This is a genomic window from Acetobacter lovaniensis (assembly GCF_014207635.1).
GTDB lineage: Bacteria > Pseudomonadota > Alphaproteobacteria > Acetobacterales > Acetobacteraceae > Acetobacter > Acetobacter lovaniensis.
In genome coordinates this window covers 1-16,066 of sequence record NZ_JACHIE010000028.1, presented here as the reverse complement: position 1 = coordinate 16,066, position 16,066 = coordinate 1, and the positions used below count along the sequence as shown (strand labels likewise).

Genomic DNA, 16,066 nt, shown 5'->3' with positions numbered 1-16,066 from the left:
CCGATTCACTTAAACGATCACTCCTTTGACAGCCCTGTTTACCTGCGCGAGAAGCCCCGCAAATTGCCCCACCCCATTCCTTGATGTCCACGCTGTAACCAAGGTTGGCACAATAGGCTTTCAGGAACTTAATCGAGGCTTCACCAGTCCATGTCAGACGAGCCACGATTTGTGCTCGCTTGTCTTCATCGCTGGATTGCCATGTCGTGCATTTATCGGGCAGAGCAAACACTTCCAGCCAATCATCGAGGAAGTCTGTCGCTGTTGCGGGAAAGGCTGCTGCAATGAGGTCTAGGGCTTTGTCGTCCATTTTCCTAACCTCACCAGCCAAGGCATAAAATAGGCTGTAGAGGTTTGTATCAATGTCACGAGGCCATGCTTTACCCGGTGGCAGCAAATCCATCATAGCCTTGGCGTATTGGTCTTGTGTAGGTATTTGAAAATCCATCATGTCACCTTATGAAAATGTTATATCGCCATTGATTTCAGGTAGCTGACCTGTGGTGGTCACGATGTCTGTGGCTGGACTCACGAGTGTGAATGATGTCGTGCTTGCTGCACTGGCAATCGCAGCATCAATACTCGCTAGGGTTATCGTCACCCCATTGGGATCACCCTGAGCGTGAAGCACATTTTGAATCGCTGATCTAATGGCCGCACGGGTTGTTGCCGTGGCATTTATGAGGCCGGATATCTCAAATGAAATTGGTGTCTTGATTGGGCTACAGAGTATCTGGATTTCCGTATAGGGCTTGTCATCGAACAGTGCATTGGCAACGGTCAACTGGTCACCAGTCGCGTTCTCGTATCGGGTCTCTGATGTCGCGGTGCCATCTGTGCCTTGCGGGTAGCCCATTGTTGCGTTTGTGCGATCCAACATGAACCAGATCACGACTTCCGTTCCCGCTTTGGGTGTATTGGGCATCCAAGCCATTGTGACACCCGGCACCGCTAAGGTGTTTTTGATGTGGTCGGCTTTAGTCGCTCCCGTTAGCTGAGACTGGTAGGCTTGAAGCATCCGAATCCTCAGGGTGTCATCACTCTCAAGGTCGGTGCCTTGTGTAATCCCATTCGTTGTTTCGATTTGAGCATCAACACCCGCTATGGGAGCTTGTAGTGTCAAAATGGTATTGGCCTGCTGATTGCCAGCCGCGCCTGCTGTTGTGGCTGTCACGTTGACATTGCTGCCGACTGTCGAGGCTTGATCTGTCGTGTAGGTCTGACCGTCATTGGAAACCAATGTCGTACTTGCCGGTATCGTGGTGCCCGCCGTGCCAGTGAATACGACTGTGCCTGTCGCTGGTGTCGCTGCCTTGCGATAGACCGACTTCAAAGCACACCAGTTATCAAGGTCGGATGCTGTAGCGGTCAGTGGCGTGAACTGGATCGAGATACCATCGAAAAAGAGGTCTTGAGCATTGCCCGTGCTCGCCAGCACTTCTGCAAGCACACGAAGCGGACTGTTTGCTAGAGGAACCTGACCATTCAGAAGCCCGTACTGAATCGCGTCAATGGTGCTCTGTCTCTTGGTTTGGTAGGACTCACGAATATAAGGCATTGGAAACTCCCGGTTATGGTTTCCAATATTTATGTGTGGCAATCCGTGGCCTAGATGCCTGTAGAGAGGGCTTTCTTGTCAGGGCTATAATGTGTGCTGAAATAACCTAGAGCCCTATGAGTAGGCTTCTGAGGGCATGAGAGCTGCTATGCGGTGGCCTTAGCTGCTTACCTAGCCTATACTCTTATGGTTCTATTATCCATGAGAGCTATTTGAATGTTTAATATTGAAAAAATACTTCTCTTTGTCGTGACTATGATCACAAGTGCGGCCTTATTGTTTTTTATACCGCTGATTCATATTCAGATTGATTGGGCTTCCTTAGTTACTCACCATAGAATCAAAGTGGGTCTAACTTTGCTATCCCCCGTTATCTTTGGGGCAATCACTGCTTATATCGCTTACCAACAAAATCTGTTAGCAAAAACACAAGCCAATATTTCAAAAGATCAAAGAGATATTGCCCATAATAAGCAGAGAATGGAAAATTATAATTTTTTGTATGATTTAGTGAAGCCTTTCTCAGAGGTTATTCCTCTTATATTAAGTCTTCCATATTCAATTCCCAATGCGTTAAGAACAGAAAAAATGTATGAGGCTGTATCAAGAGAAATTAGTGATGAAGAAACTCAATTTAGTGATAAAGAAAAAGAATGGAGTCAATTTATTTTTAGATTAAAAATTAAGTTTGAAGAGAAAATTTCAGAGTGTTTTATATCAAGAAACAAATTAGAATATATGCTAGACGAAAAAACAATATCGAAAATTGATTATTTTCTAAGAAAATCTGAAGAAATTTTTGAGGATAGGTGGTTTAGTCTTACAGATAGTGTGATTAACATAGAAAATTCAAAAGAAAGAATAGATCAAATTAAAAAAATAATTGCAGACATGAAAGATTTAAGAACATCAAATATGAGAATGAATCAGGCCATTAAAAAATACATGGATATAAGAGATATCATTTCACCGCGTAAGTTTGGTGAATAGTCTTTCAGTCACAGATGAACCCTTGCGTGAATAACAAGGGTTCATCTCTAACTCAGTATTCGAACAAGCTGTCTGGATCAAAACGAGGCTTGCCTTTACGCGCTCTTATGCTGTTATCGATGTGGCCCGTAACTCGGCTCCAAAGTTTTCCTATCTTGATTGCTGAAACCAATGTCTGATTAACTCCATATTCGCTGGCTACCTTGGCTTGTGATCGAGTGTCCGAATATATCGTTTTAACTTGTTCCTCACTTAGCTTGTTACGCCCATTCTTCGTTCCATGTGGTGATCGATTGCGGATGACAGAATCATTGGAGTTATCTGCACATGTCCCTGTTTCTAAATGAGCAGGGTTCACACAGACATTCCAGCCTGTATTGTCTTTGTAGTTACAGTCACACTTATGACGAACAACGTGGCCATTGGGTATTGGCCCATTGAAAAGAACCTGCGCATACTGATAAGGGTTATAACCCGGAAGCTCCATGCGACTGCCCCAGTTCGATCCTCTCCATATCCAACACCCATTATTCGGTTTAGATATGATCTTACTTTCCCAGTTACAGTGATCCGAGCAGAATTTTTGTTTTCCACTTCTAATGGTATATGTCTTTCCGCAATGAATACATAATCTTTTTGTATTGAAATTAATCATAAAAATACTCGCCAGTTGGTGTTGCTAGCGAGTATTTACCCTTTATTTCAGATAGTCATTATTTTACCATTCGCTGTTTAGCATGACGACTTTGTATGGCCCCTCTTCGATCACATACAGCTTCAATTCCTTTAATGGAAAATCCGTGTAGTTGATCACCTGACGATATAGCTGAATAGGCCCATCGCCCTTATCTCCATCAGTGGCAGTTATCACGGCTGTATGCGCTTCAAGATCAACCTTAAGAGTCCAGAACTCTTTCTCTTCCGCTTTAATTGATGGTAAGCACCTCACGCTCACGATAATGTCCAGTATCCAGCCCGCTCGGTTTTTAACCAAGAACATCACCCCATCAGTTAGTAAGAGGTTTCCCATAAACCGTGTGTAATTTACCGTGCCAGTGAATTGACTGAGGTTTGCTTGGGTTATGTTTTCAATGCTCATAAGATATCTTCCTCAAGAACGATTATTTCTTGAAGGTTAGACAACCGCTTAGTGCGCTCTTCATATTCTTCACGAGTGAGATAAAGATGCTCTGTATGGATAATAGAGTCATCGGATGGTGAAAAATGTTCAAGAACTACATGAAGCATTTGCTGTCTCCTTCATGTAGTTTATGTTGTCTTTTGGTAACTAAATCATCCGGTTTCTGATGTTTTCTATAACTCTTTGACGTTGACTTATGGTCAAAAAGAAACTCGTGGGTTATTGGCTTTTTAATCTTCCAGCTTATCTATTGTCTAACGCGGTCATATGGAAAGTTGGCCGAATACCGAGAGCTTTCATGATGCCCATGAGGCTCGATAGACTGAGGTTTCCATTCTCAGATAGAGCCTCATCGTAAAAATCTATTGCAGCCATACCGCGCGCCTTAGCAATGACAGAGAGCGCGTGAGTGATGGCAGGAATGTTCCCGTCTTCCCATGCCATATTGAGCAGTTCCTCCTGAACAAGAGGGGTTCGCGCAGCTTCTACGCTGTTAAAGGTTTCCAGTTCTGATACCTTCATGATTAGTCCCACAAAAAACCCGGCCTTTTGAGCCGGGTTGCCAATTATTTCTTATTGCCTTTGTAAAACTTGCCTCTTACGGCAAACCTACCATCGAACTCACATGGCCCCTCTGGGGGAGGCTCTTTTGCGAGCCTTTTTAGGAGTTCAATTTGGTCAGGTGGCAAATCGAGCTTCATATCGTCTAATCTCTGCTCGGGTAGCTTGTCGAACAGAGATGATCCGGCCTTGTTCTGTGCCATCGTACATCTCCTCCAAGTCTGTATGAACAACGAAATAGTAACCCTCAAGACGCCCGATTGTCTGCCACCTGTCATCATCATCATGTGGATCGGGTTCTGTTAGAGCATTGGGATCATTTTCCAACACTTTCGCGCCAATAGCAAGAGAAATGCCTTTATGCTTTTGGCGGTTAATTTCATCTTTTTTCTTTGACCAGACCCATTGCATACTTTGTTGGCTCCTTTGTTTATTGCCTACAAAGTAACTATGTTGTCTTTTGGTAATCATTCCTACGTCAAAGGATTGTTTTTATTACCTTTTTTCTCTTGATTTTCTTCCTTAATGGCTATCCGCCTTCTTCTATCTCAAAGACCACCGCGTCATCCTCTATGCGGTGTGGAACCTCGCCACTGAGCAGTTGGTGTGCGGCCTTTTCAGTAAGGCCATAGGTTTTCACCATCAGGTTTCTTAGCTTTGCCCTGTCATCTTCAAAGCAGTAGCCATTGATCGCCCATGCAACGATGCCTGGGGAATAAACCGCCTCGTTTGAGGTCAGTCGGTATTGTTTTTTCGCCATTGCTTTGCCCTCATGAATGGGGGCCGAAGCCCCCTAGAGATCAGTGTCCCCGCGTTGTGCGCTGGGCCTTACCTGTTGCTGGGGTCTTGTCGCCTTCAACCGCTAAGGGCTTCTCAACTTTGGGCTTTTCCTTGCGCTCACTTACGGCAAGCAATGGCTTATCCAGCTCTCCTGCATTCGCGGCCTGTATGAGCAGTTCCAGCACGGCTTTGACGTCCGAGAGCTTCTCATCAGTCTGGATAATGCTGCCCATGACCGAAAGCTGGATACGCTTGCTACCGTAGCGTGGCTCTACGCTGTAGCCCTTAACGCCTTTTGTCCACCATACGGAGAACCGAACCTCTTTCTCTGTTTTCGTCACTTCACCGGTTTCTTCGTTCTTTTCCCGGTGTTCCTTGGTCAGTTTGAAGGGCTTACCTTCGACCTCTGCTGTGAGTGCTTCTAGCTGCACATTCACACCATCGACAAACTTGGACCGAACATGAGCCGTGCGGTCATTTATAGCCTGCATTTCCTTGGTGAATGTAAGTTTGCCTAAAATGGTCATCGACTTTTCCTAGCGTTTTAGGGCTTTGCATTGTGCTGCCCTACATCGCTAATTTGTTGCCATATGATAAGGAAATCATCCGATATATTCACAAGATATGAAATCTTTGACGTTGATTTTCTTTTCAAATGGTTTCCCAATTTATTGAGGCGGACTGGTCGGTGAGCCCTGTGCTCCGCTGGCGTGAGTGTGGCTCTTCAAGGATATGCCCGATGCCGTCACGTCACTGTCGCAGGTCACATTCCCTTTGACGTGCAGATTGCCGTCTATCTCGACATCACGGTCAATCGTGGCATTGCCTGTGATATGAATCTGTCCATCTGTGATGGTGATCTGGTTCTTACCATCAATGTTGATCGTGGTCGTTTTCATCGACGATATGTTGATGGTCTGGCTATGCCTTAACTCAATGGATTGTCCCTGATAATCAAACAGCACAACTTCGCCGGGTTGTAGGTCGCGTGGTGTGTAGCGTTCATCATGTGTGCCGGTGATGACATTGTTGGAATTTGAACCCATAATGCCATGCACAAGAGCATTGGCTCCGGCCAATGGAGCGCTGGTAAAGCCATAATGTTGCATGAGGCGCGTATCATCACGGATCATCGTATTTCCAAACATGGAAATCTGGTTCACGTGGCTCTTGTAGTCCTCTTTCCATGCGGTGTGCTTGAGAAACCGAGCGGGCTTAATGAATTGAATGCTCTGCTCAGTGAGAGTGTTGATTTTATCGCGTGAATGGTCGGAAAAGTCGTAGCTCATTGGGACGCTCCCTGCACTGGCTTGGCATTCGGTGGTGGGCTGTCCGTGACATTCAGGCTCCCATTTTTCTGCTGGTTTGGGCTTGGTACCAATGAGGACTGATCTGATGGGTTGGCGACACCTGCGACTGGCGGAGTGATAGCGATGGGCACAACACCCAAGGCTTCTTTCCTCACAAGGATCAGTTGGGTATCATGCTCTTCACGGCTCAGAGTAAACGCGAGATCTGAAACCACATATTCGTCTGACATATTGGGTTCTAGGTCTGTGCCATAGTTGATCTTTATGAGGCTATTGATCTCCCACGGCTTCTTGGTCACTGGGTTCTTCGTCCCCACGACACTCAGGCTGATAACGTCACCACGCCCCCAATTCCTCTTGGCTGTGACATTGACGAGGTTTTGCTGAAAAGTCTGCCAACCACTGGCATCGGACATGGGATAACTGGCCTCTGAAACAAACGTCATAATCTTGCCGTCTGGTATTTCTGAGGGCGTCTGATCCATTGCCGTGACATGCGGGACCGCTGAGGAGTTAACACCAGCTATCGCGTTGTAGGGATCAATGACAGCAGTATAAGCCTGAAAGCGGCCCAGGTTGGTTCTGTGCCTAAATAGGCTTTTGATGATGGGGTCTTTGAGATTGAGCGTTGTCACGGCTCCACTGGCAGGATCATCAATAACAAGGCGACCGAACCTGTCGTCGTAGAGCAGTTTGCCCTCATATTGTGCGAGCGTAGCGAGGAAGTCATAGGACTTCGTTGTGAGGTTGATATTGGTCAGGCTCGCTAAGGGACGTGGTGTGCTGTTTGTGAGATCGACCACATCAACGACCTGAGTGCCGTCTTGTGCGGTCAGGAGCCATTCTGCGACCTGCTTGATGCTCGTAAGTGTGCCGGGCACCTGCCCTGCATTGGGCTGGATTGTCGTGCCGTCTGTGATCTTCTGGCATAGGGACCGCCCTGAGACCTCAAGGACGTGTTGGCCATGCTGTAGGCCATTAGTGGTTGAGTCGATGTAGCCGGTGAAAATTTTATATTTGTCGAGATAGATTTCTACCTTAGCTCCAACGGCCAATGAGCCAGTATGATTGACCTTTGGTCCTGTGCTAACCGCCTTGGTAAACAACGACAATATGTTGGTATTCTGCTCACCATCTTGAAACGCATATGTCATGGAAAATGACATAGGGACGATATCAAGACTGTGGTTTATTTCCCATGCAATGAAACGGTTTATGATTTGGTTATTCACCAGAACCACGAACCCATCAGGTAGCGTATTTTTCTGACCTGTTACTGTTACATCAGTGCTCAAATCCTCACCCCAATAAATAACTTTAATAATGATTATTTATTGGGAGACCCGATGAAAAAAGTAGATTCCAACAATGGCGTTTGGGTCAATGATGACCCCACGACACTTACAAATGGTACACCGATAGACGCTGATTTTATGAACAACATTCAAGATGAAATATCGAATGTCATAACTGATAATGGCAACACATTAGACGGAACAAATCACAGCCAATTAAGCCAGACACTTGATAAGACATTTGCGAAGCTCAACAGCCCAACACTGACCGGCATTCCCCTAACCAGCAATCCAGATGGAACCATAAACAACCAGATTGCTACGGTTGATTATGTGAATCAGAAAGCCCTACAGGCAACCGTTGGTTTCACACCAACTCAGCAGGGTGGTGGAACGGATCAGGGAGCCAATAAGGTTTATATCGGCGGTGATTCCACAGATGCCACGCAGGTAAGAGTCCAGGTTGACCAGACCGACCTTGGTAGATTAGTTTTTCAAGATAATGATGCTTATACTCATGGTGTTGATCAAATAGGATTTAATATAGGAGGACAAACATTCGCTTTTAGAGATGTCTCTGATAAATCATGGCGATTTTTATACACAACCAGTCAAATAGACGAAAAATCCTATATAAGCTCATTGCCAACAGGCGATAACACCAAAGTCACTGACATTATATGGAATACATCATCGAACCTACCCGCGTACTATTATGGCGCAGATAATCAGGTTTCGTACTCAGCAACTACTGATTGGTCACAGGAACAGTTTCTACAGCTATCAGATGAAGGCATACAGAGCGTTAGCGGGCCGGTAGCCTTTGGTGGACAAACCACTATCCCAGATGTGACCAAGTTTGACGGTAAAGATGCCTTAAATGCAGAAACAGCAGAAGGCCGATATATCAAATCGGTGCCGGGCACATCATCAGGTAATACACGGATTGTAGATATTCAGCAGTCTAGTGATGGCCACGCATTATTCACTGTGGGGTCTGGGACTGTAACAGTTGGGGCCAATCTTACTGATCTGCCGATGGATGACCCAGCTATAAAAATGCAAGTATTTTATGCAACCCCGAATTATAATCTTGGGTCTAGCAATCCCGTTCGTATCAATTTCCCCAGAGCTTTCAAGCCGGGAACACAGCCGGTAGTGATGATTCCAAATACACAGGAGTTAGGAACACATAGATATTGGATTTCTAACATAATTGCTGGGAATGATGTCGATGGAGCCACAACGGAACTACTCATTGATAATGAGGGATTCTCCATAGGTGGTTACGTTATTGGCGCATCAATACAAGGTATGGCCGGTGCGAATATGATAATCCCTGTTTTTGCAGCGGGGTATTACCAATGAGCATGAACTCAGATGTAATGGCTGCATATCCAGCACGATATTATGCAACCCTTAGCAAACCATGCGCTTGGTATGACATGTGGATATTTTCCTCAACAGATGGCCTGCCTGCGGCCAGCACTCTGTTTGCCATGACGGCAGACCAGTGGGCTGCAAAGGGCGGGAACACCGGAACGAAAAGCATGGCGGTGGAGAATGGCCAGCTGGTCGATTACACACCGCCGGTTGTTCCTATTTCATTGGCTACTCAGGCGAGCACGGCATTAGCTTCTGCTAGAACCTATATCTATAACAACTACGGTATTCTCAACGAGGTCACGCCAGATGCGTGGGTCACATACATCAAAGCCTTAATGGCTATCAGTGATGGCACTGACACGACATCAACGGTATTACCCACACAACCAACTGACTAACACCGACAATCAATTGCTCAGCAGAAAGGCCGGTCATTAACCGGCCTTTCTTGTGTCAAAATTACCGCGAGATGATTAAGAGGATTTGCCCTTAACCGCAGAAGCGCCAGAACCACCTGTTTTAGCAGCTTCAACAAGCTGGTAAGCACCATCAACATTGAAGTTAGTCCAGCCAACAGTGTTGAGAACAGCAACAGCCGCGTCATGCTCAACTCCGAAATCAACCCAGTTTGCCAATTTGTAGGCAATCAAGTCTTGTGCAAAAGCATTCATTTGAACACCGCCATCAGTCCAAGAACCCTGATCAGTTGATCGAAGTGCGTACTGACCAGCATCGGCAATGATCAAGTGCTGTGGGGCAACGAAGACCAAGGGAGAGCCATTCTTCGCAGAGCCGTCTTTAGCCGCAGAAGTATCAATGTCTGTTGGAATCTGAGCAGTTGCCATGATGGTAAAGCCATTTAAAATACCCATGCGAATTTCTTCACGGAATGGATACACACCGAACGATGTCTGTAGGTTTTCCAAGCTGTTGAAGATCGCAGGGGAACCAAACACAACACCACGAGATATGTTGACGAACTTGGTCTGTAGAGCACTTTTGATCTGAGCAAGATCAGCAGCGATGCTCACAGAGTCCGAACCTGTTGAAGTGATGTTCGTTCCCGCATTGCCAACAAGGCTATAAGCCGGAGCAAGAGCACCAGCAGTCGAACCCATGATGAATGTGCGGTCTTCTGCCAATGCGACCTGATTAGCAAGGTCAGAGGTGATATGTTCAACAGCGCCCTGTAGAGAGAAGTTGTTGAATTCCAATGTCGTGTAAGTGAATCCAGTAAGCTTCTTGCCTACGAAATTGATGGTGTCGAAGTCAGTAGCACTGGGAACGTAATTAGTGCCTTCACCAACCCATGAAGCCGTAGCACCAAGGCGCTGTCTTGGATATGTGAGGTTGTTGTTCGGCATGGAAACCACTTTAGCGACCTTACGAACCACACAGTCAGCGGTCAAAAGGTCAATAAACTCACGAACGTCTGGGCCAACTACGGGCTGGGAAGTCGTCAGGGCAGACTTGATCAAGCCATTAGCGTAGTTTTTGGAAGTCGAAACAGCTAAGATATTACGTGCGCCGGTTTCACCGTGCATTTTCACGATATCACGGGCAATCATCTTCTGAACATATAAGCCTTTTTCAGTTCCGGCTGGTACATATCCCTTTGTGATGTGGAATGATTTCATTGTTTCTTCCTTGTCGTCATCGTCCTTTTCAAGTTCCTCAGAGGCTTCGTCTTTCTCTTCCTCTTTGTCGGTATCTTCTTCGGCTTCTTTGACGGCCTTAGTTGCCTTCAAAGCCTTGACCTTCTCCAAACGAGCCATTTTTGCTTCGATTGATTTAACCTGTGCCATATCAGCATCGAATGACGCAGTGGCTTCGTCCTCAGATAGTTCTGAATTCGCTAAAGTTTTTTCCATGGAAGCAATGAGAGCTAGGCGCTTAACCTCTAGATCATTTATTTCTTTATCCATATTTGTTTCCTTAAATATCAGTTTCTAGAACCAGATAATTTGTGCAGTTCAAGACGCATCTTGAGTTTTTTGCGTTCTGCTGTTTTATTTATGTTTGATAAAATATCTTGAGCGATTATCTGCTCATCCATAAGGAGTGCTTCTTCGTCTTCAACGATTAAAGCCTCTGGATTAGCTGGCACATTGACAATACTAAATTCGAAGAGCTCTGATTTGGTAATCGTGTAGCCCCCCAGCTCATTGAGTTCGAGTTCCAGAGGAATGAAGCCAATCGAAACTGCACTGAGAAAACCACCTTTGACCAGCTGGTAAACCTGTTCGGCCATTGGATTGGCTTCGGCGGTTGCAAACTCAACGGTTGCCTGCCAGCCATTATCTATGGGTTGGATTCCAATGCACTTCGCGATTGGTAAGATGCTCTGGTCATGGCCCCACAGAACCACACGGTTGTTCAGGTAGTAGGCGACTGATAGCCCCTGTGGAACTACAATGTCTTGGTCACGATCTGGGGTTCCAGTGGTGATGATGAATGTGGCAGTACGGTCGTCATTGGCAGTGATAGAACTCATTACGTCTTTGACGACGATGGTGTCCTGCCTCTGGTCTTTGCTTAGATTGGCGTACTCCTTAACTGTTAGGGTCTTGATTGCCATTGGTGTTGTCTCCGGTTAGTGGCTCCCCCATTGGGTCGCCCATTACTCCTGTGTTTTGTGGAACTCTGAATTCTTGACCCTTCTCGTCTGGTATCGGACTAAACCCTTCGCGCTCACGCACTTCGTCGGGGTTCATCCAGCCATACGTCAGGGCCTTCGCGTAATAGTCGCCACGCACTTGTTCACTCGGTTCTGCCTGCTTGGTGAAGTCGAATGAGATTCTATAGAGGTTACGTTCAGCGGGCTTGAACAACACCCGGTTCATATGCTGCTCAAAAGGCTTAGTGTATTGAACCAAGGTGTTGCTGATATAGGACTGCTCTTGTTCAGCTACGTTTGCGGCTTTCTCGCTGTCATTCAGGCCCAATTTATATGGCGGCACTCGAAAAATACGTCCGATATCGCTGGTGACTTGGCGTCTTGCTTCAACCAACTGCAAGTCGGATACATTCTTGTTAATCGCGACATAATCCATACCCGGTAGGACTGCTGTTTTGCCAGAGTTCACAATGCCAGCGATTGCCGTTTTCAACTTATCGGCCATCGCCATTGCGTTCTCTGCGCCCATTGTTGGGTCGGGCTTAAAATAGCCCGAGACATTGGCCCCATTGGTATAGGCACGAGCTGCGGTTTCCTGTGTTGCAATCGCAAGGCCAAATGCCTCTCGTGCCAGTCTAATAGCGGAGTAACCATTCTTTCCATTATCGAGCGATAGACCGCGCATTCTGATCATGTCGCGGTGATATATTGTTCTGGTCTCGCCTGTTTCCGTCTTGATGCTTGTGCGCTCATTAAACAGCATTTTAGATGTCACGTAGTAATAGAGTTCTCCGTCTTGGGGATCTTCATAAACTCGCGTTGTGTAGGGATTTACAGGTATGATCTTCTCTGGAATGCCCATATTATCCCTGATGACCACTGCAAAGGCATCACCATTCAGCATACAACTGAGCACCATGTCTTCAATGAACTCGAAAGCGACATGACGTTCATTGGGGTAATTCAATAGCTGATTGAATGGGTGGTCATAATCCACCTTCCAACCACCAGCGGGATTCTTCTTTTCAATCTGGAGAGGTATCTTCGCTATGTCACTGGTTATCGTTCTGACACAGGTATATACGGCTTCATGCTCAAGAGCCGTTTGTGGATTTACTGTTACGCCAGATGCCGTAGTTGTTGGGGCGATAAATGGGAAGTTTACAATAGGCGTTTCTTGAATAACTCCGGGTGACTTTGTAACACCCATACTTAATGATTTCCTTAAAAAATTCATTCATCCATCCTTAAAAGTGTATAGTTGATTCCGAGTAGTGATGTTCCTACCGCGACAGACACTTCCCAAGACAAACCCACGCTATTAAGCACCAATGGGACTGACACTGGCATGACCAATATCAGCCCACCGATTACGGGTATTTTATACTTGTTAATGGTATCCTTGAGCTTCTGAATCATTGGTGTCTCCTTTAGTTAAAGTTTCAGATAAGTGACGATAGAACCGAGGCTAACGGTGCTATGTCGGCAACCAAGTGCGCCTTCGGATCGAGTAAGTCGATAATCGGAAACACCACTAAAATTACAAACAGGATCGTCACCCCGACGAGTGTTGCAATAGATTTTGCTCTATCAATAAAGTTGTCCATTCATACCTCACAAATCATCTCCAATGCGCGGCAGAATGAGTGTTCAGGGAACCTCCATACTGTGACCGTGTCCGTATTTATTGGAGACTAAATACTGAGAACTAATAGGAGTTCTCAGATGGAAAAAACCAATTACATAAAAAAATATAAGAGGCTTTCCGATTTATGGGATGAAATTTTACCCTTAATTGGAATGACCTACGAACTAAAGCCACAAGACTGCTTCGCTGTTGAGCAGTTCATAGTTCTTCTTGATCGTTTTCGTCAGTCCAATGATGAAATTATGAGCCGTGGCATCGTGCTTGAAAGCACCGATAACAAGTCCCGCTTAGACCTTCGAGCCAACCCAGCGACCAAAACAAACGCTGATACCGGGCGACAGCTAATCGCCTATTTCAATCGCTTTGGCTTGTCGGAATGGGATCGCAAGAGAGCGCAGAAGCAGTTCGGCACACCTGAAGATGATGTCGATCTTGGTAACTTCGATGACCTCAAGTGATCTCGATCAGGCTGTGTCGCTGATCTGTTCATTCGAGGGATTTAGAAACCGACCATATGCTGATGTTACGGGCACTCCCACGGTAGGTTATGGCTCGACATACTGGCACGGGCAGAGAGTTACTCTAACAAGCCCTGAGAGCGTCACTGAGGGCGAAGCAAGGGAAGCAGTAGCCGAGGAAGCTCAGAGGGTGCTGACCGCCCTTAAAAGCTCTGTGAGAGCTTCTCTGGCCCCCAATCAATGGGCAGCACTTACGAGCTTTGCCTACAACGTGGGCTTGTCGGCCTGCCTGAGTTCAACGCTTGTTCGCCTGGTTAATGAGGGGCAACTCGACAAGGCAGCAGACCAGTTCCTCTTATGGGATAGAAGCAAAGGCCAGATTATTCAGGGCTTGCTCAACAGACGTAAAGCCGAACGTACCTTGTTCTTGGGTAATGCCAATGTATGAGGTCGGTCACTGGCAAAGCCCCTATACGGAAGACCAGATCAATTCTTCTGCGGGCTTCACTTACCTGATTACCCATAGGGAAAGTGGCGTCATGTATGTGGGGAAGAAGTTCACGCAGTCGATACGCCGTAAGCCGGTTAAGGGGAAGGTGAGAAAGCGCAAGGAAGTCAGTCGGTCGAACTGGCTCACCTATACGAGCAGTTCTAAGTATGTGAACGAAGGAATTTCCAAGTTTGGAAAAAACGCGTTCGAGTTTGAAATCCTCAACATCTATTCCAGTAGGGCTGAAACCAATTACGGTGAGCTTGAAGAGCAAGTCAGACGTGATGTCCTAAGGGCAAGGGATTCAGAGGGTAATTTCCAATATTGTAATTTGAATATTATGTGCCGTTTTTATCGTGACAAAGCTAAACCATAAATAAGATTGAACCACTGGTTTTATTCGTTTTCCAAGTGGTCATGGTTGTTATTTTTCTCCTTTGCGACAACCATAAGAAAAGGGGAGCTTTAATCGGCTCCCCTTTCTCTTTGACTTTTTTCCTGTAGGAAAAACAAATTCTCGGCTAACTCATCAAGTGGCACGTTGTAGAGCGAGTATGGATCACTTCTCGCCTTATTGGGCCAGTTCAAAGCATCCGTCATATTCATTATCGTCAATCTGTAATCCGGCCACTTGCAGTCGAGACGAATTAGCCGATACGCAAAGACACCCAGTCCATTGCTGCTTTGTTGACATAGAACGGTGCCTTATCAAAGTCAGATGGACTTTTAAGGTTTGTCACACATGCCTTGGTCAATTTGATCAAATCATCAAGTCTACGCTTCGCTTTCTCTGGGTCTTTTGCGGCTTCTTCTTCTGATATAGTCGCGTTTATATGTGAGATGGTTTCAGTCCATGTTGGATAGCGCATGACGTAATGGGTATACTCGTGGCTATCAACATACCAAGGCTCAACACCTTCTACGTCTTTCTTGACGAACTCAGCACGCATATAGTCACGATACTCTTTTGCTAATTCATCTGGTGATTTCTCTTTTGCCATTTTAATTTTCCTTTAGCTTAAATGCATCCAAAGGTATTTATTCTTCTGGAATATGAAGGAATGATTGTAAAATAATTGCCAATTCATTTTTGAATTTATTCTTAAGACGAAATTTCTCTATTTCTATTTGGCTGATATCAGTTTGAATTTGAGGATCGCTATTTTTATAATCAATTTCAAATTTCTGTAGATTTGCTTCTAAATATTCCTTTTTACTGAATCCGAATTCATAAGTTTCTTTTGCTATATTTAAAAATGAAACATATACAATATTATTATCGCTTTTAAATAAAAACATTGATTTGCCAATTGATATTTCACATTTATTTTTAAATAAATCTAGATTTTGCTGGATTTTTCCAATATTTTTTTCCGCCCTTTCCAATGACTCATTCCATACTTTTGGATCTTCATAAAGAAAAACACTTTCTTCTTCTTTCTTTGATAGCTTCAAATATTCTCTAATATCGAGGGGAATATCATGGCAGTAGACAAAAAACTCTACGAATGTCTGATATATTTCATATCGTTTATCAAACAGTTCAAGTCTTAATTTACGATCAGCAATATCACGATTGGCAGCAGCGATGTTTTTACTCTCTTCTGCCACGGCTCTTTGGGCATCAGCAATGTTATGTTGGCGCCTGCTCAGATAGATAGTGACTGCTGCAACAATGAGCGGCGTGAATATACCCGCAAATTTATTTGAAGCATCCGCACCAAAACATTCGACCAACTGTGTCACAATAAGAAAAATTAAAATACCGGCCACGATGTAAAAGGGCCATTTAATCCAGCACCAAACTTTCTTAGAAAGATCTAAAATATCCA

At 45.3% G+C, this 16,066-nt stretch carries 22 protein-coding genes; 6 read left to right on the top strand and 16 right to left on the bottom strand.

What is annotated here, in order from left to right; genetic code table 11:
* Positions 1-451, bottom strand: a 451-nt coding sequence (locus HNR55_RS16065) for a putative phage tail protein (RefSeq protein ID WP_166117072.1), incomplete at its 3' end; no start/stop codon positions are given.
* 6 nt (positions 452-457) lie between these two features.
* Positions 458-1,558: a baseplate J/gp47 family protein gene (locus tag HNR55_RS16060; protein WP_166117070.1), complete on the bottom strand. Its 1,101-nt coding sequence runs from the start codon at positions 1,556-1,558 to the stop codon at positions 458-460.
* Between the two features lie 216 nt (positions 1,559-1,774).
* Between HNR55_RS16060 and HNR55_RS16055 the strand changes: the two genes are divergently transcribed.
* Positions 1,775-2,548 carry a hypothetical protein gene (locus HNR55_RS16055; RefSeq protein WP_166117068.1) on the top strand — a complete coding sequence of 258 codons (774 nt, stop codon included), beginning with the start codon at positions 1,775-1,777 and terminating at the stop codon, positions 2,546-2,548.
* Between the two features lie 52 nt (positions 2,549-2,600).
* On the opposite strand, the gene HNR55_RS16050 is transcribed toward HNR55_RS16055, so the two are convergent.
* The 9 genes from HNR55_RS16050 to HNR55_RS16010 form a co-directional block, all read right to left on the bottom strand.
* Entirely contained in the window at positions 2,601-3,035 is a 435-nt protein-coding gene (locus HNR55_RS16050) for an HNH endonuclease family protein (RefSeq protein WP_166117066.1), read from the bottom strand.
* A gap of 231 nt (positions 3,036-3,266) precedes the next feature.
* Positions 3,267-3,647 (bottom strand): DUF6876 family protein, encoded by a 381-nt coding sequence (locus HNR55_RS16045; protein WP_242005652.1) that lies wholly within the window; start codon positions 3,645-3,647, stop codon positions 3,267-3,269.
* Positions 3,644-3,796, bottom strand: coding sequence for a hypothetical protein (locus tag HNR55_RS16040; RefSeq protein WP_166117064.1), 153 nt, complete (start codon positions 3,794-3,796; stop codon positions 3,644-3,646). The genes HNR55_RS16045 and HNR55_RS16040 overlap by 4 nt, the downstream gene beginning before the upstream one ends.
* A 136-nt stretch (positions 3,797-3,932) precedes the next feature.
* On the bottom strand, positions 3,933-4,211 hold the full coding sequence (locus tag HNR55_RS16035) for a helix-turn-helix domain-containing transcriptional regulator (RefSeq protein WP_166117062.1): 279 nt from the start codon (positions 4,209-4,211) through the stop codon (positions 3,933-3,935).
* A gap of 156 nt (positions 4,212-4,367) precedes the next feature.
* Positions 4,368-4,721 (bottom strand): BrnT family toxin, encoded by a 354-nt coding sequence (locus HNR55_RS16030; protein WP_260400956.1) that lies wholly within the window; start codon positions 4,719-4,721, stop codon positions 4,368-4,370.
* 58 nt (positions 4,722-4,779) lie between these two features.
* Positions 4,780-5,010, bottom strand: a complete 231-nt coding sequence (locus HNR55_RS16025) for a hypothetical protein (protein WP_166117058.1) — start codon at positions 5,008-5,010, stop codon at positions 4,780-4,782.
* A 40-nt stretch (positions 5,011-5,050) separates the two neighbouring features.
* On the bottom strand, positions 5,051-5,557 hold the full coding sequence (locus HNR55_RS16020) for a hypothetical protein (RefSeq protein ID WP_166117056.1): 507 nt from the start codon (positions 5,555-5,557) through the stop codon (positions 5,051-5,053).
* Between the two features lie 141 nt (positions 5,558-5,698).
* Positions 5,699-6,319 (bottom strand): phage baseplate assembly protein V, encoded by a 621-nt coding sequence (locus HNR55_RS16015; protein ID WP_166117054.1) that lies wholly within the window; start codon positions 6,317-6,319, stop codon positions 5,699-5,701.
* Positions 6,316-7,635, bottom strand: coding sequence for a phage baseplate assembly protein (locus HNR55_RS16010; RefSeq protein WP_166117052.1), 1,320 nt, complete (start codon positions 7,633-7,635; stop codon positions 6,316-6,318). Before HNR55_RS16010 ends, HNR55_RS16015 begins: the two co-directional genes overlap by 4 nt.
* A 51-nt stretch (positions 7,636-7,686) precedes the next feature.
* On the opposite strand from HNR55_RS16010, the gene HNR55_RS16005 reads away from it, so the two are divergent.
* The gene (locus HNR55_RS16005) at positions 7,687-9,003 is read left to right on the top strand and encodes a hypothetical protein (protein ID WP_166117050.1); all 1,317 of its coding nucleotides are present in this window, start codon (positions 7,687-7,689) and stop codon (positions 9,001-9,003) included.
* Positions 9,000-9,419 (top strand): hypothetical protein, encoded by a 420-nt coding sequence (locus HNR55_RS16000; RefSeq protein WP_166117048.1) that lies wholly within the window; start codon positions 9,000-9,002, stop codon positions 9,417-9,419. Before HNR55_RS16005 ends, HNR55_RS16000 begins: the two co-directional genes overlap by 4 nt.
* A gap of 75 nt (positions 9,420-9,494) precedes the next feature.
* Here HNR55_RS16000 and HNR55_RS15995 read toward each other — a convergent pair whose 3' ends face one another.
* From HNR55_RS15995 to HNR55_RS15985, 3 genes are read right to left on the bottom strand one after another with little or no spacing between them, the layout of a single operon-like run.
* The gene (locus HNR55_RS15995; RefSeq protein ID WP_166117046.1) at positions 9,495-10,946 is read right to left on the bottom strand and encodes a phage major capsid protein; all 1,452 of its coding nucleotides are present in this window, start codon (positions 10,944-10,946) and stop codon (positions 9,495-9,497) included.
* Between the two features lie 17 nt (positions 10,947-10,963).
* Positions 10,964-11,599, bottom strand: coding sequence for an HK97 family phage prohead protease (locus HNR55_RS15990; RefSeq protein ID WP_166117044.1), 636 nt, complete (start codon positions 11,597-11,599; stop codon positions 10,964-10,966).
* The gene (locus HNR55_RS15985) at positions 11,574-12,875 is read right to left on the bottom strand and encodes a phage portal protein (RefSeq protein ID WP_166117042.1); all 1,302 of its coding nucleotides are present in this window, start codon (positions 12,873-12,875) and stop codon (positions 11,574-11,576) included. Before HNR55_RS15985 ends, HNR55_RS15990 begins: the two co-directional genes overlap by 26 nt.
* Positions 12,876-13,363: 488 nt before the next feature.
* Here HNR55_RS15985 and HNR55_RS15980 point away from each other — a divergent pair, with 488 nt between their 5' ends.
* Genes HNR55_RS15980 through HNR55_RS15970 form a run of 3 tightly spaced genes read left to right on the top strand, consistent with a single transcriptional unit; the run spans position 13,364 to position 14,610 of the window.
* On the top strand, positions 13,364-13,744 hold the full coding sequence (locus tag HNR55_RS15980; protein ID WP_166117041.1) for a P27 family phage terminase small subunit: 381 nt from the start codon (positions 13,364-13,366) through the stop codon (positions 13,742-13,744).
* Positions 13,731-14,192, top strand: a complete 462-nt coding sequence (locus tag HNR55_RS15975; RefSeq protein ID WP_166117040.1) for a lysozyme — start codon at positions 13,731-13,733, stop codon at positions 14,190-14,192. The genes HNR55_RS15980 and HNR55_RS15975 overlap by 14 nt, the downstream gene beginning before the upstream one ends.
* Positions 14,185-14,610, top strand: coding sequence for a hypothetical protein (locus tag HNR55_RS15970; protein ID WP_166117039.1), 426 nt, complete (start codon positions 14,185-14,187; stop codon positions 14,608-14,610). The genes HNR55_RS15975 and HNR55_RS15970 overlap by 8 nt, the downstream gene beginning before the upstream one ends.
* A gap of 271 nt (positions 14,611-14,881) precedes the next feature.
* Here HNR55_RS15970 and HNR55_RS15965 read toward each other — a convergent pair whose 3' ends face one another.
* Together HNR55_RS15965 and HNR55_RS15960 are read right to left on the bottom strand one after the other, a co-directional pair.
* Positions 14,882-15,235 (bottom strand): hypothetical protein, encoded by a 354-nt coding sequence (locus HNR55_RS15965; RefSeq protein WP_166117038.1) that lies wholly within the window; start codon positions 15,233-15,235, stop codon positions 14,882-14,884.
* Positions 15,236-15,272: 37 nt separating this feature from the next.
* Positions 15,273-16,066, bottom strand: a 794-nt coding sequence (locus HNR55_RS15960; RefSeq protein WP_206752456.1) for a hypothetical protein, incomplete at its 5' end; no start/stop codon positions are given.

Bases quoted from the DNA above. Each gene is read 5' to 3' on its own strand.
- HNR55_RS16060 (WP_166117070.1), bottom strand. From the start codon at position 1,558: ATGCCTTATATTCGTGAGTCCTACCAAACCAAGAGACAGAGCACCATT.
- HNR55_RS16055 (WP_166117068.1), top strand. From the start codon at position 1,775: ATGTTTAATATTGAAAAAATACTTCTCTTTGTCGTGACTATGATCACA.
- HNR55_RS16050 (WP_166117066.1), bottom strand. From the start codon at position 3,035: ATGGAGCTTCCGGGTTATAACCCTTATCAGTATGCGCAGGTTCTTTTC.
- HNR55_RS16045 (WP_242005652.1), bottom strand. From the start codon at position 3,647: ATGAGCATTGAAAACATAACCCAAGCAAACCTCAGTCAATTCACTGGC.
- HNR55_RS16040 (WP_166117064.1), bottom strand. From the start codon at position 3,796: ATGCTTCATGTAGTTCTTGAACATTTTTCACCATCCGATGACTCTATT.
- HNR55_RS16035 (WP_166117062.1), bottom strand. From the start codon at position 4,211: ATGAAGGTATCAGAACTGGAAACCTTTAACAGCGTAGAAGCTGCGCGA.
- HNR55_RS16030 (WP_260400956.1), bottom strand. From the start codon at position 4,721: ATGATTACCAAAAGACAACATAGTTACTTTGTAGGCAATAAACAAAGG.
- HNR55_RS16025 (WP_166117058.1), bottom strand. From the start codon at position 5,010: ATGGCGAAAAAACAATACCGACTGACCTCAAACGAGGCGGTTTATTCC.
- HNR55_RS16020 (WP_166117056.1), bottom strand. From the start codon at position 5,557: ATGACCATTTTAGGCAAACTTACATTCACCAAGGAAATGCAGGCTATA.
- HNR55_RS16015 (WP_166117054.1), bottom strand. From the start codon at position 6,319: ATGAGCTACGACTTTTCCGACCATTCACGCGATAAAATCAACACTCTC.
- HNR55_RS16005 (WP_166117050.1), top strand. From the start codon at position 7,687: ATGAAAAAAGTAGATTCCAACAATGGCGTTTGGGTCAATGATGACCCC.
- HNR55_RS16000 (WP_166117048.1), top strand. From the start codon at position 9,000: ATGAGCATGAACTCAGATGTAATGGCTGCATATCCAGCACGATATTAT.
- HNR55_RS15995 (WP_166117046.1), bottom strand. From the start codon at position 10,946: ATGGATAAAGAAATAAATGATCTAGAGGTTAAGCGCCTAGCTCTCATT.
- HNR55_RS15990 (WP_166117044.1), bottom strand. From the start codon at position 11,599: ATGGCAATCAAGACCCTAACAGTTAAGGAGTACGCCAATCTAAGCAAA.
- HNR55_RS15985 (WP_166117042.1), bottom strand. From the start codon at position 12,875: ATGAATTTTTTAAGGAAATCATTAAGTATGGGTGTTACAAAGTCACCC.
- HNR55_RS15980 (WP_166117041.1), top strand. From the start codon at position 13,364: ATGGAAAAAACCAATTACATAAAAAAATATAAGAGGCTTTCCGATTTA.
- HNR55_RS15975 (WP_166117040.1), top strand. From the start codon at position 13,731: ATGACCTCAAGTGATCTCGATCAGGCTGTGTCGCTGATCTGTTCATTC.
- HNR55_RS15970 (WP_166117039.1), top strand. From the start codon at position 14,185: ATGTATGAGGTCGGTCACTGGCAAAGCCCCTATACGGAAGACCAGATC.
- HNR55_RS15965 (WP_166117038.1), bottom strand. From the start codon at position 15,235: ATGGCAAAAGAGAAATCACCAGATGAATTAGCAAAAGAGTATCGTGAC.